Below are 14,717 nucleotides of genomic sequence, written 5' to 3' on the forward strand. Positions count from 1 at the left end.
AGGGCCCGTCGGCCGCTGCTCCTCCCGAGAATGCGCCCGCGGCCCCTCCCGAGCCCGAGACCGGCCCCCGCTCCGGCACCGCTCCTGAGCCCGAGGCCACGCGCGCCCCGAGCACCCTCGCGGCCTCGCCGTCGCCGACGGACCCGCCCGTCATCGGCGCGTCGCCGGCCACCAGCACCCATCCGCTTCCGCGCCATCACCACGAGGACCACTCATGACCGCCCTCCCCCACGTCTCCCGTCGCACGCTCGCGGCCTCGGGCCTGCTGCTGCCTCTCGGGCTGCTCGCAGCCTGCGCCGATCCCTCCCCCACGGCGACCGGCGCTGCGGGCGCAGAGGAGTCCGCAGCGTCCGACGGCGGCGGCGCCGACGGCGACACCTTGGACACCTCCGGCTCCCAGGAGCTGATCCGTGCCACCGCGGACGACGAGGTCGCCGCGCTGCTGCCGCCCGAGATCGCCGACTCCGGCGTGCTGCGAGTGGGGATCAACGGCACCAGCTCCGCTCCGCTGTCCTTCCTCGCCGACGACAACACGACCTACATCGGCTCCGAGATCGACATCGCGCGGATCGTGGCGGACAAGCTCGGCCTCGAGTTCGAGCTGAAGCTGACCACCTGGGAGAACTGGCCGCTGAAGCTCGAGGGCGGCGACTTCGACGCAGTGCACGCGAACATCGGCATCAACGCCGAGCGCCTGAAGAAGTTCGACTTCGCCTCCTATCGCGCGGCGTACATGTCGTTCCTGGTCGCGAAGGGCGCCGACTTCTTCCTCGAGGATGCCGACTCGATCAGCGGCCGCCTCATCGCCGTCGGCGCCGCCACCAACCAGGAGCAGATCCTCATCGACTGGAATGCGGAGCTCGAGGCCGCCGGCAAGGAGCCTGCGGAGCTCAAGCACTACTCCTCCGACGCCGACACCCTGCTCGCCCTCGGCTCCGGCCGCATCGACGGCTACCTCTCCCCCTTCGCCTCGCTGTCCTTCGTCACCGCCCGCCGCGACGACGTCGAGCTGCAGGGCAGGATCAACGCCGGCTGGCCCGACGAGACGCTGGTCGCAGGCACGTTCCCCGCCGGCAGCGGGCTCGCGGAGCCGTACGCGGCCGCGCTGAACGCCCTCATGGCCGACGGCACCTACGCACAGGTGCTCGATCGCTGGCACCTCAGCGAAGAGTCCCTCACCGAATCCCGCGCCCACACCCAGGAGAACCCGTGAGCACCACGACCACCACGGCCACCACAGCCACGACAGGCCCGACAAGCACCGCCGGCACCACTGGCACTGGCACCACCGGGCGCACCGGACCGACAGGGTCCGCAGGGTCCGCTTCGACGCAGGCCGACACCGCAGGAGCCCAGGACGGCCCTGTCCGGACGCTGCCCGTCCTCGCCGTCGACCTCGTCGCCGATCCGGCCCTGCTGGCACCCCTCGCCGAGCTCGCCCGCGGCCTCGAGGACTCCGGTATCGGCGCACTGACCCTCAGCGACGGCGGGCTGCACCCGATCCACGCCGCCTCCTACCTCGCCCCGATCACCCGTTCCGTCGCGCTGCTGCCGCGCACCGACGCCGTCTACGTCGAGCCCTTCCACCTCGCCACCCAGCTGATGAGCCTGGACCACATCAGCCACGGCCGCGCCGGCTGGCTGCTGACCGCCGAGACGGACCCGGCGGTGCCCGCGACCGTCGGCCGTTCCACCCTCGGCTTCGAGGCGACCGCTCGCGAAGCGGCGGACGTGCTCGAGGCCTCCCGCCTGGTGTGGGACTCCTGGGCCGAGGACGCGGTCGTGCGGGACAACGAGCGCGGCGTGTACGTCGACGCCTCCCGCCTGCAGTACGCGGACTTCGAGGGCGAGACGTTCTCGGTGCGCGGCCCCGCGATCACGCCGCGGTCCCCGCAGGGACTGATCCCGGTGCTCGTGGCCGACACGGACCGGGGCGCCGTCGGCGAGCGCGTGGCCACCGAGCTGGCCGACGGCCGCGTGCTCGACCTGGACCTGTCCACCGGTGCCCGGCCCGAGACGGTGCTCGACCTGGTCGAGACGGCCCTGGCCGCGACCGACGGCCCCGTGGTGCGCCTGGTGCGCCTGGTCGGTCTCGACCTGGAGGCCGACCCGCTGGGCACGGTCGCCGAGCTCAGCGCCGCTCTGCGCGAGCGCGGCCTGATCGCTCCCGTCCCGCAGAACGGCGCGAGCCTCCGCGATCAGCTGGGACTGCCCCTGCCCACGTTCACCCTCGATCCCGCCCGCCGCGGGGATCACGCCCGCCTCTCGAGCAAGGACCACGCATGACCACCGCTCAGCTCCCCACCTTCGCCGATGCTCCACTGTCCGCAGAGGCCCAGGCCCTCGTGACCGGGCCGGCCGAGCATCCGCTGCACCCGGACCACACACCCACCGGGCAGCTCTCGTTCGGCGTCTTCTTCCAGGGCGTGAACTCCTCGACCATCTGGCGCCTGCCGGAGAGCGGCGACCAGGTGGCCTGGGAGTCCTTCGAGTCGCTCGTCCGCACCGCCGAGCGCGGCAGGTTCGCGGCGTTCTTCCTCGGCGAGGGCCTGCGGCTGCGCGAGCACCGCGGCGTGCCCTTCGAGCTGGACGTGGCCGGCCGGCCCGATGCGCAGACGCTGCTCGCGGCGCTCGCCGCCGTGACCGACACGATCGGTCTGGTCGCCACCCAGAACACCACCTACAACGACCCCGTCGACCTGGCCCGTCGCTTCCAGACCCTCGACCTCCTCTCCGGCGGCCGCGCCGGCTGGAACGTCGTGACCACGGACAACGCCTGGACCGGGGAGAACTTCCGTCGCGGCGGCTATCTTGACCATGCCGACCGGTACGTCCACGCCGAGGCCTTCGTGCGCATCGCCCAGCAGCTGTGGCGCGGCGAGCAGATCGACCACGACGGCGCCCACTACTCGGTGCGCGCCCAGGGCGACCTGCCGCGCTCACCCCAGGGCGAGCCGGTGCTCTTCCAGGCGGGGGCCTCCCCCGCCGGCCAGGACTTCGCCGCCCGTACGGCCGACGTCGTCTTCTCCCCGCACGGCACGCTCGAGGCAGCCGTCGAGTTCCGGCGCAGCATCGTGGAGCGCACGGTCGCCGCGGGCCGCGACGCGGCCGACGTGAAGATCCTGCCGGGCGCCGAGGTGGTGCTCGCCGCCACCGAGAAGGAGGCCGACGAGAAGGTGCGCTGGGTGCGCGACCTGCAGATCGGGCCCGAGCAGGCGATCGCCCTGCTCGAGCAGTACTGGGGCCGGGACCTCTCCGACTTCGACCCCGACGGTCCTCTGCCGGACGTGCCGCCGGAGGTCTCCGAATCCGGCGTGACCCGCGGCGCAGGCTTCCAGTTCGCCAAGGCCGAGGAGCTCACCCGTGCCTGGCGGGAGGAGGCCGCCGAGAAGGGACAGTCGATCCTCGAGTTCGCCCGGGGCAAGGCCGGGTCCCGGCGCGGCACCTTCACCGGCAGCTATGACGCGGTCGCCGATCGTCTCGTGGAGTTCGCACGACTGGGTGCGATCGACGGTTTGAACATCACTCCGTGGCTGATCCCCTCGGGCCTGGACGACATCGTGGACCACCTCATCCCGCGCCTGCAGGAACGGGGCGTGTACCCGTCCGAGTACGCCGGGTCGACGCTGCGGGAGAACCTGGGGCTGCCGCCTCTCTGAGCCGCGGCCGCCCATGAGGGGCCGTGCTGGTCCGTCGGCACCTACCCGGGTGAGCCGTCCTCCGCGCCCGTGTGACTCGTCGCGCTCCGCCCCATAAGCACAGCTTGCCAGGCGCGACTACCATGGTCGGCATGGATCCTCGTCGTCTCCTCATCTTCCGCACCGTCGTGCGCAACGGCTCGATCGGTGCCGGCGCGCGCGAGCTGGGCTGGACCCAGCCCGCTGTCTCCCAGCACCTCGCGGCCCTGGAGAAGGAGGTCGGCACGCAGCTGCTGCTGCGCTCGTCGTCCGGGATCACGCCCACCGAGGCCGGAGGCCGGCTGGCCGCGCACGCCGAGGCGATCGCCGCGCAGCTGCACGCCGCCGAGGAGGAGCTCGCCGACATCACCGCGCTGCGCCGCGGCACCGTGAAGTTCGGGACCTTCCCGTCGGCCGCCGCGGTGCTGCTGCCGCCGGTGCTGGCGACTCTCTCGAACTCCGCCCCTGATCTCGAAGTCACCTTCTCCGAGCTCGAGCCGCCGGACGCGATCCCTGCGGTGCGCGAGGGCGACCTCGATCTGGCGCTCGTGTTCCGCTACCCCTGCAGCGACATCGACGACGAGGGCACTCTGGAGTGGACCCCGCTCATGGAGGACCGCGTCCTGGCGCTGCTGCCGCGCGATCATCCCCGCGCCGAGGATCCGGACCTCACCCTCGGAGACCTCGCGGAGGACTCCTGGGTCGCGGGCTGCGAACGCTGCCGGGCGAACCTGCTCAGCAGTGCGCGCCGTGCCGGCTTCGTCCCGAAGATCCGCCACTCGACGGACGACACGATCGTGGTGCAGCGCCTGATCATGCATGGCGGCGGTGTGGCGCTCATGCCCGAGACCTCGCTCGAGGCCGCCCCGAACGCGGACGTCGTGGTGCGCACCCTGCCCGACCTCGACAACCGCATGATCGGGCTGATCAACCGTCGTGGCGCGCTCGCGATCCCTGCGGTCAGCGCCCTGCGTGATGCGATCGCGGCCGAGACGAACGCCCGGCTGTCCACCGCGGCGATGATCTGAGCAGATCCGCGCACTCGGCGCACGCAGCCCTCGGGGGCGCGCTCCTCTGAGCACCCACCCAGTGAGCACGCCTACCCTGGAATCATGACCAGCCCCGATGCCCCCGGCCCTGCCGCCGTGACGCGCCGCCGCGCCCCGCTGAAGGCCTGGCTGCGGCCTGCACTGCTGCTCGTGGGCGGGCTGCTCCTGACCGGCCTGCTGGTGCTCGCCGACCAGTACATCGCAGCGATCGCCGTCGTGCTGTTCAGCCTGTTCATGGCGTACTGGACGAGCCCGCTCCGCGCCGGACCGCACACCCCGCTCGCCAGCGCCCTCGAACGCCGCGCCGACGACGTGGCCATCGTGCTGTGGGCGCCGGGGAACCCCCTCTCGGCGCGCCTGCAGACGGCGATCCGCAGCCCGCGGGAGGACGTGATCTGGGTGAACGTCTACCAGGATCCCGCGGCGCAGCAGTTCCTCGCGGGTCACGGCGGGGACGAGGCGATCCCCCTGGTCATCGTCGGGGACGAGGCCACGCCGGCCGCGAGCGTCGTGCAGCTGCTGGACATGCAGGCCGCAGGTGCTCAGCGTGCGACGGGCACCGAGCAGCCAGAGGACTGATCGCGGCGCCGCGATGCGCTTCGCCGACTCCGGCGCCGCACTCGGCTCAGGCGCCGGGCAGGTCACCGATCGAGACGCTCCACTCCCGGGCGCTGCGGTCGACGATGATGCGCTCTCGCTGGAACGGGTCGCCGTCGAGCGCGGCCAGGGCCGCTTCCTCGGAGTCGGCCCGTACGATCAGCAGAGCGCCCGGGGCGCCGCTGAGCGGACCGGCGAGCAGCAGAGTGCCCTCGGCGTGCAGCTCCCGCAGGTGCTCACGGTGCTCGGGGCGCACCGACTGCACCCGCTCGGCATCGTCGGTGTAGGTGTACTGGACGGCGAAGAGGGCCATGATCGCTCCTGGGGTCGGGGCAGCGGACGAGCGGACGACGAGCGCCGGCCGCGCGGGTACAGGACCATCGTGCCCCACGGCCGAGTCCGTCCGACGGACCGTTCCACGGCGGCACAGGACCCGCCGGCTGGCTACTCTGATCAGCATGTCGCAGCAGAACGCCCCACAATCGGTGCCCCAGCCCGTTCCCCAGCGGCCCCTGCTCCCGCAGACCTCCGCAGAGCTGCGGCCGGAGCACCTCCCGACCTCCGTCGGCGACGACGGACGGATCGCGTGGGCCCTGGGCCTGCTCGGCTTCCTCTCGTTCCCCGGTCTCGCGATCCTCGCGACCTCGATCGCGATGCTCGTCACCGGCCTGGTCCAGCGGAAGCGGAACCCGGTGGCCCGGTCCGTCGGCACCCGTGCCGCGCTCTTCGGCGCGGTCTCGCTGCTCGTGACGGTCCTGTTCTTCGGGTTCGGGTTCGGCGTCCTCATTCCGCTCGGCGAGGCGGGCATCATCGGCGACGACACGATCTGGCCCGCCTTCATCCTGGTCCCGCTGGGGCTGTGGGTCGTGGTCGCCGGGCCGATCACGGCGATCGTCATGGGCATCATCGCGCTCGCGAAGCCGTTCTCGCCGGAGAAGCTCCAGGCGCTCTACGCGAAGGCGGGCCGCTGAGGCGGGAGGATTCCCCTCATCGGCCTCGGATCGGCAGCCAGTCCAGGACGTCCTGGATGCTCTGATCCCAGAACTCCCAGGCGTGGTCGCCGGGGCGCAGCCGCGAGGTGAGGTCGACGCTGTGCTGCTCCGCGGCGTCGATGAAGCGTCGGTTGTCCGCGGCCAGGAAGTCCTCCGTGCCGCAGTCCAGGAAGAGCGCGGGCACGCTCGAGGGGTCGACGGCGCCCAGCAGGCCCACGAGGTCGTCCGCCGTCCCGGTGCGGGGGCGACCGTTCCAGACCCGCTCGAACAGGTGACCCGAGCTGTCGCCGAGGTCCAGGCGGGGCAGATCGAGCGCACCGGACAGGCTCGCAGCCGCCGCGAAGCGGTCGGGGTGGTTCAGCGCAAGCTTGAACGCCCCGAAGCCGCCCATCGACAGCCCTGCCACGAAGGTGTCCTCGCGCGCGGTGGAGACATGAAAGGTGCGCGCGACGAGCTCGGGGAGCTCCTCGGAGACGTAGGTCCAGTACTTCTCCCCCACCGCCTCATCGCAGTAGAAGGACCGCCGCACCTCCGGCATCACCACGGCGATGCCCTTCTCTGTCGCATAGCGCTCGATCGACGTGCGGCGCTCCCAGATCGTGCAGTCGTCGCTGAGGCCGTGGAGCAGGTAGAGCACCGGGACTCCGTCGGCCGTGGTTCCCGGCCCGTTCGTCGCATCGGCCCCCTCCATGCCGATCCCGGAGGCGGCCTGGGGCATCAGCACCACCATCGAGGTGCCCATCCCGAGGGACTCGGCGAAGAAGTCGACGCGCATGCGGATCATGGGGGATCACTCCTGAGGTGGTGGCGGTGCAGAGGTGGCGGTGCTGAGATGACGGTGCTGAAGTGGCGGTGCGGCGCGCACCGAGTGATGCGCTCCGGAGGAGGCGGACGCCTGGCGGCGCGAGCGCGAGGTCGCGGCTCACGGTCCATTGAACACGTCGCACCTACGATGGCGGCATGAACACGACGACTCCCTCCACCCCGTCCTGGATCCGGGACGCGATCTGCTGGCAGGTCTATCCGCTGGGATTCTGCGGCGCGCCCCGGCATCGCGAGGACCTCGGCGGCGAGGGCTACGGCGGGGCCGACGGCGAGAACGTGGTGCACCGCCTGCGACGCCTCGAGGGGTGGCTCGACCACCTCCTCGGCCTCGGCGCGAACGTGCTGATCCTCAACCCGATCTTCGATTCCGTCTCCCACGGCTACGACACCCTCGACCACCGTCGTCTCGATCCGCGGCTGGGGGACGACGCCGACTTCGACGCACTGATCGCCGCCTGCCATGAGCGGGGGATCCGCGTGGTGCTCGACGGCGTCTTCAACCACGTCTCCGACCAGCACCCGGTGGCCCGACGTGCGATCTCGGTGGGTCCGAACAGTCCCGAGGGCGCCCATATCCGCTGGTCCGGTGAGCATCCGTACGGCTTCGAGGGCAACCCGGATCTGGTCGAGCTGAACCTCGCCGACTCCGTCGTCCAGGACGCCATCGTGGACATCATGACCCTGTGGCTGGGCCGAGGGATCGACGGCTGGCGCCTCGACGCGATGTATGCCGCGGGGGCCGACGCCTGGGCGCCGATCCTGCAGCGCGTGCGCGCCGCGCACCCCGAGGCATGGATCCTCGGCGAGGTCATCCATGGCGACTATCCCGCGATCGCCGAAGCGTCCGGCGCCACCTCGATCACCCAGTACGAGCTGTGGAAGGCGATCTGGTCCGGCCTGCGCGAGCAGAACCTGTTCGAGCTGGCCCATGCGCTGGGCCGTCACCAGGAGTTCCTCGACGCCGACGGCGGCGCGCACCCGCTGACGTTCGTGGGCAACCACGACACCACCCGCATCGCCTCCCAGCTCACCGACGGCCGCGACCTCGCCGCCGCCTACGCCCTGCTGGCCCTGCTGCCGGGCATCCCCGCGGTCTATGCGGGTGACGAGCTCGGGGCGACCGGCCTCAAGGAGGATCGTCCCGGCGGCGACGACGCGGTGCGCCCCGCCTTCCCCGACGATCCGGCCGCGGCCGGCACCGCGGCCCACCCCCGGGCGACGCATCCCCTGGAGGTGCTCAGCGCCGACGCCGCCCCGCGCATCCTCGAGGTGCATCAGCGCCTGTTCGCCCTGCGCCGCCGGGAGCCCTGGCTGTCGAGCGCCCACGTCGCCGTGCGGGAGGGGACGCTGGAGAACACCTATGCGGAGATCGTGCTCAGCGCGCGCTCGAGCGGCGAGGACGAAGGCGGGCATGAGGGCGAGCGTGAGGACCTGGGCGAGGGCGTTGTCGGGCCGTCGCTCACCCTCGTGCTGAACCTCGGCGAGGAGGCCCGGCCGGCTCCCGGCGAGGTGATCGAGGCCCTCAGCGGCGCGGACCTGCTCGACGGCGTCGGCCCGGCCGCACGGGACGTGGTGCCTGCGCACGGCATCGCCGTGGTGCGGTGAGAGATCGCCGTGCGGTGTGAGACGGACGAGCGCCCGCTTCAGCCTCCGCACACCGACCAGTCGTAGGCTCGGGACCATGAGCATCACGATCAAGTCCGCCGAGTCCGTGCACACCGCCCCTGTCGTCGCCGCTGGCCTGATCGGCGGGTGGCTGACGGCCCGCGAGACCGGTGTCCGCCCGCTCGGCGGCGTGGTGCTCGCGGCAGCCGGGATCTACGCCGGCCGGACCTGGCTGGCACGCCGCGGCCCCGCCACCACTGCGGTGCTCGGCGCGACCTACATGCTCGGCTTCGGCCTCTCGCATCCGCTCGCGAAGAAGATCGGCTCCTGGCCCGCCGTGCTGACCGTGACCGCCGCCGCCGCAGGCGCCTCCGCACTGCTCTCCGACGCCGCCTACAGCGACTGGAGCCCCGCCGACCCCACGGCCTGAGGCCAGGACCGGCCGCGGCCAGAGCGAGCACGACCGAGCGCGGCCCGGCCGAGCGCGGACGAGCGCAGGATGGGCGCAGAATGGGCGGGCGCGGACGAGCGCGGGATGGGCGGGCGCCCACCCCTCAGCAACGCAGGAACGTCGCCTCAAAGGGCATCTCGCCCCGCTAAACCGCTTTCTAACGTCGGAATAGTTGACTAGGCTAAGACTTCATCCCGACCGCCGGGACAGCGCAATCCTTGAGGACTCCTTTCCCCCATGCTCGGCACCATGAGCCGCCTCTGGCAGACGGTCCGCCCCATCCGATTCCGCCTCTACCTGGGCCTTCTCAGTGCACTCACCGCCTCCATCGTGGCGCTGATGATCCCCCAGGTGCTCGAATTCATCGTCAACCGCCTCGAGAGCGACGCCGTCGCCGCTACCATCTGGACCGGCGGCGCGATCGTGCTCGCCCTCGGCCTGGTCGAGGCCGCCCTGATCTGGATGCGCCGCACCTTCGCGGTCGCACCGTCGACCACGGTCGAGAAGCTCATCCGCGTGGACTTCTACCGCAAGGTCCAGAACATGCCGGTCTCCTTCCACGACGCGTGGGGGTCCGGTCAGCTGCTCTCGCGCATGCTCACCGACATCAGCCAGATCCGTCGGTGGATCGCGTTCGGCATGATCATGGCGGTGACCAGTGCCGTCACCGTCATGGTGGGCATGGCCCTGCTGTGGCGCTCCTCCGCGATCCTGGCGATCATCTTCTTCCTGGCCGCTGTGCCGGTCTCGGTGATCGCGTACCGCTTCAACCGCAGCTTCTCGGTCCTCTCGCGCCGCTCCCAGGACCAGAACGGCGATCTGGCCACCACCATCGAGCAGTCCGTGCAGGGCATCCGGGTGCTCAAGGCCTTCGGGCGAGGCCCATCGGCGCTCGAGGGCTTCACCGAGCAGGCCGAGGAGCTGCGCACCACCGAGGTGCGCAAGGCGACCGCCATCGCCCGCTTCGACATGTTCATGTTCATGCTGCCCGAGCTCGCTCTGGGCGCGGCACTGCTGGTGGGCCTGCACCTGACCGCGAACGGCTCGATCTCCACCGGTCAGCTGGCCTCCTACTTCGCGACCGCCACCCTCGTGGTCGGCCCGGTGCGCCAGCTCGGCATGCTCCTGGGCCAGGCCGTGAACGCCACCACCGCGCTGGACCGTCACTACGACGTGATGGATGCGGCCAACCGGATCACCTCGCCGCAGGAGCCGGTCGCCGTGGACCCGGCCCGGGCTGTGGGCGCGGTGCGTCTGGACGGCCTCCACTTCCGCTACGAGGACGCCCCGGACCACGTGAACGACGTGCTCGACGGTGTCGATCTCGAGATCCGCCCCGGCGAGACCATGGCCCTGGTGGGTGTGACCGGGAGCGGCAAGTCCACGCTGCTGCAGCTGGTTCCTCGCCTGTACGACGTCACCGCCGGAGCGATCACGATCGACGGCGTCGACGTGCGGGAGATGGACCTGATCACGCTGCGCACGCTGACCGCCGTCGCCTTCGAGGACGCCACCCTGTTCTCCGACTCGGTGCGGGAGAACGTGCTGCTGGGCGCCGCGGCATCCCTGTCCGAGGAGGAGCGCGAGCAGCTGCTCGAGCTCGCGCTCCGCACGGCCGACGCCACCTTCGCGTTCGACCTGCCGGACGGCGTCGGCACCCCCATCGGCGAGGAGGGCATGAGCCTGTCCGGCGGTCAGCGCCAGCGCCTGGCGCTGGCCCGGGCGATCGCCGCCCGTCCCGCGGTGCTGCTGCTCGACGATCCGCTCTCCGCCCTGGACACGAAGACCGAGGAGACGGTCACCGGCCGACTGCGCGAGGTCCTCGCGGGCACGACGACGCTGATCGTCGCCCACCGCACCTCGACGGTCGCCCTCGCCGACCGCGTCGCCCTCCTGGACCACGGCCGGGTGATCACCGTCGGCACCCACACGGAGCTGATGAAGACCTCACCCCGCTACCGCTGGGTGATCGCCAACCAGGAGGAGGAGGTGCGCCGCGACCAGGACATCGAGACCCTGACCGGGGAGCTCGAGCTCAGCGCGATCCAGCAGGCAGCCAGCGCGTCCGAACCGTCGGCCGATCCCTCGAGCCCTGACGCATCGGGCGAGCCACCGGGGGCGTCCTCCGGGCGGGAGCAGACCGTGACCTCCGGGATCCCCGCCGTGGGCGGGCAGAGCACCGAGCAGACCAGTGGGGAGGAGGACCGATGAGCACGACGACCACCGAACCCGATCAGGACGGCGACGAGCAGCGGATCCCCACCGCCGCCGAGAACAAGCTCTCCCGCTCCCGCTCCTTCGCCCTCCTCGGTGAGCTGATCTCCCCGGTGAAGGGCAAGTTCGCGCTGATGGCGCTCATGGTGGTGGTCGCCCAGCTCGCCGTGGTCGCCGGGCCCGCGATCATCGCCTGGGGCATCGACACCGGCCTGCCCGAGCTGATGCGCGGCAATCCGATCCCTGCCTTCCAGGCCGCGGCGCTGCACATCGGCGCCGCGATCGTGGGCGGGGTCCTGACCTTCGGATACGTTCGACAGTCCGTCGTGGTCGGGCAGCAGATGCTGCTGTCCCTGCGGCGTCGGGTCTTCCGCTTCACCCAGCGCCAGGACCTGGAGTTCCACGAGAGCTACACCTCCGGCCGGATCGTCTCGCGCCAGACCTCCGACATGGAGGCCCTGCGGGAGCTGCTGGACTCGGGCGTGAACGTCATGGTGGGTGCCTTCCTGTCCATGGTGTTCACGATCGTGCTGATCGTGAAGATGGACTGGGTGACCGGTGCGGTCATGCTGCTGATGCTGATCCCCTGCGTCCTCCTGACCATGTGGTTCCAGAAGCGCTCGAGCGTCGAGTACCGCGCGATCCGTACCCACTCCGCGCGGCTGATCGTCCACTTCGTCGAGGCCATGGCCGGTATCCGCGCGGTCAAGGCGTTCCGCAAGGAGGGCCGCAACCAGGCCGAGTTCGACACTCTCGCCCAGGACTACCGGGACGCGTCGCTGCGCTCGGTGAACGTGTTCGGCATCTACCAGCCGGCGCTGCGCATCCTGGCCAACGTGACCATCGCGGCCGTGCTGGTCGTGGGCGGTTTCCGGGTGCTGCACGGAGACCTGCAGGTCGGTGTGCTGGTCGCGCTGGTGCTGTACTCACGTCGCTTCTTCCAGCCGGTCGACGAGATCGCGAACTTCTACAACGCCTTCCAGTCCGCAGTGTCGGCGCTCGAGAAGATCGCGAACCTGCTGGCCGTCCAGCCGCACGTGAAGGAGGCCCCGAACCCCACCCCACTGACCGCTTCGAGCGGTCAGGTGGACTTCCGGGACGTCTCCTTCCGGTACACCGAGGACGGCCCGCTGGTGCTCCAGCCGCTGGACCTGCACATCCCCGCCGGGCAGTCGATCGCCCTGGTGGGACAGACAGGTGCCGGGAAGTCCACCGTCGCCAAGCTCATCTCGCGTTTCTACGACGCGACCGAGGGCAGCGTGCAGCTGGACGGAGTGGACCTGCGCGACATCTCCATGGACGACCTGACCCGCAACATCGTCATGGTCACCCAGGAGGCGTACCTGTTCTCCGGAACGGTCGCGGACAACATCGCGCTCGGCAACCCCGGTGCGAGCCGCGAGGAGATCGAGGCGGCCGCCCGTGCGATCGGGGCCGACTCCTTCATCGAGGCTCTCCCCTACGGCTACGACACCGATGTGAGCAAGCGCGGCGGCCGCGTCTCGGCGGGTCAGCGCCAGCTGATCTCCTTCGCGCGAGCCTTCCTCGCCGATCCGCGCGTGCTGATCCTCGACGAGGCCACCAGCTCGCTGGACATCCCCTCGGAGCGGATGGTGCAGGAAGGCCTCACCAAGCTGCTGGGGCACCGCACCTCGCTGCTCATCGCCCACCGCCTCACCACGGTGATGATCGCCGACCGAGTGCTGGTGGTGCACGGCGGAGAGGTGGTCGAGGACGGCTCCCCGCAGGAGCTGGTGGCTCAGGGCGGTCGCTTCGCGGCGCTGTACCAGGCCTGGCAGGACTCGATGTGAGCTGACGGAGTGGCCGACACGGGCCTCACGGTCCGGCGCCGGCCGCGCCCCGGACTGCCCGGAGGCGCACCGTCTCGCGTCGGCTGCGGTCCTCGGGACGTGTGGCGGACAGCAGGGAGATCCGCCATCCTCCGACGTCGGCGTCGCGCCCGCTCGTCGTGATGAGAGCGTGCCGCGCCTCTGCGTCGGAGCGCACCAGGAGCTCGGCGGCGTCGGAGCCTTCGTGCTCCCCCACCCGGACGATCCCGATGCGGAGGTCCTCCATTCTCCACTGGGCGCCCTGGTCGATCGTGATCTCTTCGATGTCCATCGTCAGCCTCCCATGTCCACGGAGGACACCCCGCGGAAGTTCTCCCTGTACTCATCCTCGGTCATGAACAGGTCCCCCGCACGGGCCGTGCCGCCGAGCGAGCCTCCGTCCGGGCCCCAGGGGTTCTCGAGGTGGATCCGGTCCTCCGAGGAGACGGTGCCGTCCGGCGCGGGCTCTCCTGCAGGCACGAAGCCCGCGACGTTGTATTCGTGGCGCGGCACGACCGTCGCGTCGTCGACCCGTCCCTCCCAGTAGGGGTACAGGCGAGCATCCTGCGGATGCTCGGACGCCACGGTCACCGGACCGCTCTCGAAGCGCTTGCGGATCCCCGCGAAACCAGCCTGTCCCGTGCGCTCCACGTCGCCCGGGGTGAGCATCTCGTACGCCTCGTCGCCCCAGCCGTAGTCGAGGCTCTCGTACGAGGAGTCCCCGTACTCGCTGCGGTACTCCGCCGCGGCCTTCTCGTAGATCGCCGGCCAGCCGCCGGCCTCCGTCCTCATCATCGGCTGTCCGTCGGACCCCAGGATCACCTCGCCGTCCGCATCGAGCACGGGCACGCGATGGCCCACGGCATCCGGCGAGAACTCGGAGTCGACGATGATCTCGACGGGCTCGCCGTCCCGGTACATCTGCACGGTCCAGGTGCCGTCGTCGTTGCGCCACAGGTGCTCGCGGATGTACTCGGGGTCGCGCTCGGCAATGCCCATCAAGGAGGCGAGGAACCAGCAGTCGTTGACGCTGCCCTGGTCGACACCTCGTGACCCGATGTTTCTCTCCGCCTCCTCCTCAGACCTCCGGTACGGGACCGCATTGCGCATCTTCCCGGTGACGATCTCGGGATCATCCTGATCACGCCTGCCGTTCGCGAGCAGATCCGCCGCGCCGTGCCCCTCACCCGCTGACGCCTCGTCCTGCTGCTGCGCTTCGGCGTCCATCACCTCGGCGAGCCTGCGCAGCACATCGATCATGACGGTCGTGCCTGCCCAGGCGTCCTGGGCCCGGGCATCGAACTGGCTCCGGTCCCCTCCTCGCCAGTCGACACCCGCAGTGCTCGACCTCAGTGCCCCTAGAAGCGTCGCCATCGTCGACGCTCCGGCACGCACGGCGTCGGCATGCGCACGGACCCCCTCCGTCTCCGCCCCCAGGAACATCGATCCTCCAGAATCTCTTCGTCATCCACATTTCG

At 71.0% G+C, this 14,717-nt stretch carries 14 protein-coding genes; 10 read left to right on the forward strand and 4 right to left on the reverse strand.

Translation table 11 applies throughout. The features are described 5' to 3' along the window. The first annotated feature begins 214 nt into the window (after positions 1-214). The 5 genes from CIK71_RS02700 (at position 215) to CIK71_RS02720 (ending at position 5,305) form a co-directional block, all read left to right on the forward strand. On the forward strand, positions 215-1,213 hold the full coding sequence (locus CIK71_RS02700) for a transporter substrate-binding domain-containing protein (RefSeq protein ID WP_096163635.1): 999 nt from the start codon (positions 215-217) through the stop codon (positions 1,211-1,213). Continuing rightward, on the forward strand, positions 1,210-2,286 hold the full coding sequence (locus CIK71_RS02705; RefSeq protein ID WP_245857265.1) for an LLM class flavin-dependent oxidoreductase: 1,077 nt from the start codon (positions 1,210-1,212) through the stop codon (positions 2,284-2,286). Before CIK71_RS02700 ends, CIK71_RS02705 begins: the two co-directional genes overlap by 4 nt. After that, the gene (locus CIK71_RS02710; protein WP_096163636.1) at positions 2,283-3,659 is read left to right on the forward strand and encodes an LLM class flavin-dependent oxidoreductase; all 1,377 of its coding nucleotides are present in this window, start codon (positions 2,283-2,285) and stop codon (positions 3,657-3,659) included. The genes CIK71_RS02705 and CIK71_RS02710 overlap by 4 nt, the downstream gene beginning before the upstream one ends. A gap of 131 nt (positions 3,660-3,790) precedes the next feature. Next, a complete protein-coding gene (locus CIK71_RS02715; RefSeq protein WP_096163750.1) occupies positions 3,791-4,705 on the forward strand; it encodes a LysR family transcriptional regulator in 915 nt (304 codons plus the stop codon). A gap of 84 nt (positions 4,706-4,789) precedes the next feature. After that, positions 4,790-5,305, forward strand: coding sequence for a hypothetical protein (locus tag CIK71_RS02720; RefSeq protein ID WP_245857266.1), 516 nt, complete (start codon positions 4,790-4,792; stop codon positions 5,303-5,305). Positions 5,306-5,351: 46 nt separating this feature from the next. Here the strand turns inward: CIK71_RS02720 and CIK71_RS02725 are convergent, their stop codons facing one another. After that, entirely contained in the window at positions 5,352-5,636 is a 285-nt protein-coding gene (locus CIK71_RS02725) for a YciI family protein (protein ID WP_096163637.1), read from the reverse strand. A 145-nt stretch (positions 5,637-5,781) separates the two neighbouring features. Here CIK71_RS02725 and CIK71_RS02730 point away from each other — a divergent pair, with 145 nt between their 5' ends. Then, a complete protein-coding gene (locus CIK71_RS02730; protein WP_096163638.1) occupies positions 5,782-6,294 on the forward strand; it encodes a hypothetical protein in 513 nt (170 codons plus the stop codon). Between the two features lie 16 nt (positions 6,295-6,310). Here CIK71_RS02730 and CIK71_RS02735 read toward each other — a convergent pair whose 3' ends face one another. Beyond that, positions 6,311-7,099, reverse strand: a complete 789-nt coding sequence (locus CIK71_RS02735) for an alpha/beta hydrolase (protein WP_096163639.1) — start codon at positions 7,097-7,099, stop codon at positions 6,311-6,313. Between the two features lie 176 nt (positions 7,100-7,275). Between CIK71_RS02735 and CIK71_RS02740 the strand changes: the two genes are divergently transcribed. The 4 genes from CIK71_RS02740 to CIK71_RS02755 all read left to right on the forward strand — a co-directional run bounded on the left by CIK71_RS02740 (position 7,276) and on the right by CIK71_RS02755 (position 13,221). Beyond that, positions 7,276-8,745 carry an alpha-amylase family glycosyl hydrolase gene (locus tag CIK71_RS02740; RefSeq protein WP_096163640.1) on the forward strand — a complete coding sequence of 490 codons (1,470 nt, stop codon included), beginning with the start codon at positions 7,276-7,278 and terminating at the stop codon, positions 8,743-8,745. A 76-nt stretch (positions 8,746-8,821) separates the two neighbouring features. Further along, a complete protein-coding gene (locus tag CIK71_RS02745; protein WP_096163641.1) occupies positions 8,822-9,175 on the forward strand; it encodes a hypothetical protein in 354 nt (117 codons plus the stop codon). Positions 9,176-9,433: 258 nt separating this feature from the next. Continuing rightward, positions 9,434-11,407 carry an ABC transporter ATP-binding protein gene (locus tag CIK71_RS02750; protein ID WP_096163642.1) on the forward strand — a complete coding sequence of 658 codons (1,974 nt, stop codon included), beginning with the start codon at positions 9,434-9,436 and terminating at the stop codon, positions 11,405-11,407. Continuing rightward, entirely contained in the window at positions 11,404-13,221 is a 1,818-nt protein-coding gene (locus CIK71_RS02755) for an ABC transporter ATP-binding protein (RefSeq protein ID WP_096163643.1), read from the forward strand. The genes CIK71_RS02750 and CIK71_RS02755 overlap by 4 nt, the downstream gene beginning before the upstream one ends. Positions 13,222-13,246: 25 nt before the next feature. Here CIK71_RS02755 and CIK71_RS02760 read toward each other — a convergent pair whose 3' ends face one another. Beyond that, the gene (locus CIK71_RS02760; protein WP_096163644.1) at positions 13,247-13,531 is read right to left on the reverse strand and encodes a hypothetical protein; all 285 of its coding nucleotides are present in this window, start codon (positions 13,529-13,531) and stop codon (positions 13,247-13,249) included. 2 nt (positions 13,532-13,533) lie between these two features. After that, positions 13,534-14,499 carry a C2 family cysteine protease gene (locus CIK71_RS02765; RefSeq protein ID WP_176485507.1) on the reverse strand — a complete coding sequence of 322 codons (966 nt, stop codon included), beginning with the start codon at positions 14,497-14,499 and terminating at the stop codon, positions 13,534-13,536. Positions 14,500-14,717: the final 218 nt, after the last annotated feature.

This window comes from Brachybacterium alimentarium, assembly GCF_002332425.1.
Taxonomy (GTDB): domain Bacteria; phylum Actinomycetota; class Actinomycetes; order Actinomycetales; family Dermabacteraceae; genus Brachybacterium; species Brachybacterium alimentarium.

What these genes read in the sequence shown, in the direction of transcription:
- CIK71_RS02760 (WP_096163644.1), bottom strand. Translation starts at nt 13,531, where the DNA reads ATGGACATCGAAGAGATCACGATCGACCAGGGCGCCCAGTGGAGAATG.
- CIK71_RS02730 (WP_096163638.1), top strand. Translation starts at nt 5,782, where the DNA reads ATGTCGCAGCAGAACGCCCCACAATCGGTGCCCCAGCCCGTTCCCCAG.
- CIK71_RS02750 (WP_096163642.1), top strand. Translation starts at nt 9,434, where the DNA reads ATGCTCGGCACCATGAGCCGCCTCTGGCAGACGGTCCGCCCCATCCGA.
- CIK71_RS02725 (WP_096163637.1), bottom strand. Translation starts at nt 5,636, where the DNA reads ATGGCCCTCTTCGCCGTCCAGTACACCTACACCGACGATGCCGAGCGG.
- CIK71_RS02745 (WP_096163641.1), top strand. Translation starts at nt 8,822, where the DNA reads ATGAGCATCACGATCAAGTCCGCCGAGTCCGTGCACACCGCCCCTGTC.
- CIK71_RS02740 (WP_096163640.1), top strand. Translation starts at nt 7,276, where the DNA reads ATGAACACGACGACTCCCTCCACCCCGTCCTGGATCCGGGACGCGATC.
- CIK71_RS02765 (WP_176485507.1), bottom strand. Translation starts at nt 14,499, where the DNA reads ATGATCGATGTGCTGCGCAGGCTCGCCGAGGTGATGGACGCCGAAGCG.
- CIK71_RS02710 (WP_096163636.1), top strand. Translation starts at nt 2,283, where the DNA reads ATGACCACCGCTCAGCTCCCCACCTTCGCCGATGCTCCACTGTCCGCA.
- CIK71_RS02755 (WP_096163643.1), top strand. Translation starts at nt 11,404, where the DNA reads ATGAGCACGACGACCACCGAACCCGATCAGGACGGCGACGAGCAGCGG.
- CIK71_RS02715 (WP_096163750.1), top strand. Translation starts at nt 3,791, where the DNA reads ATGGATCCTCGTCGTCTCCTCATCTTCCGCACCGTCGTGCGCAACGGC.
- CIK71_RS02735 (WP_096163639.1), bottom strand. Translation starts at nt 7,099, where the DNA reads ATGATCCGCATGCGCGTCGACTTCTTCGCCGAGTCCCTCGGGATGGGC.
- CIK71_RS02720 (WP_245857266.1), top strand. Translation starts at nt 4,790, where the DNA reads ATGACCAGCCCCGATGCCCCCGGCCCTGCCGCCGTGACGCGCCGCCGC.
- CIK71_RS02700 (WP_096163635.1), top strand. Translation starts at nt 215, where the DNA reads ATGACCGCCCTCCCCCACGTCTCCCGTCGCACGCTCGCGGCCTCGGGC.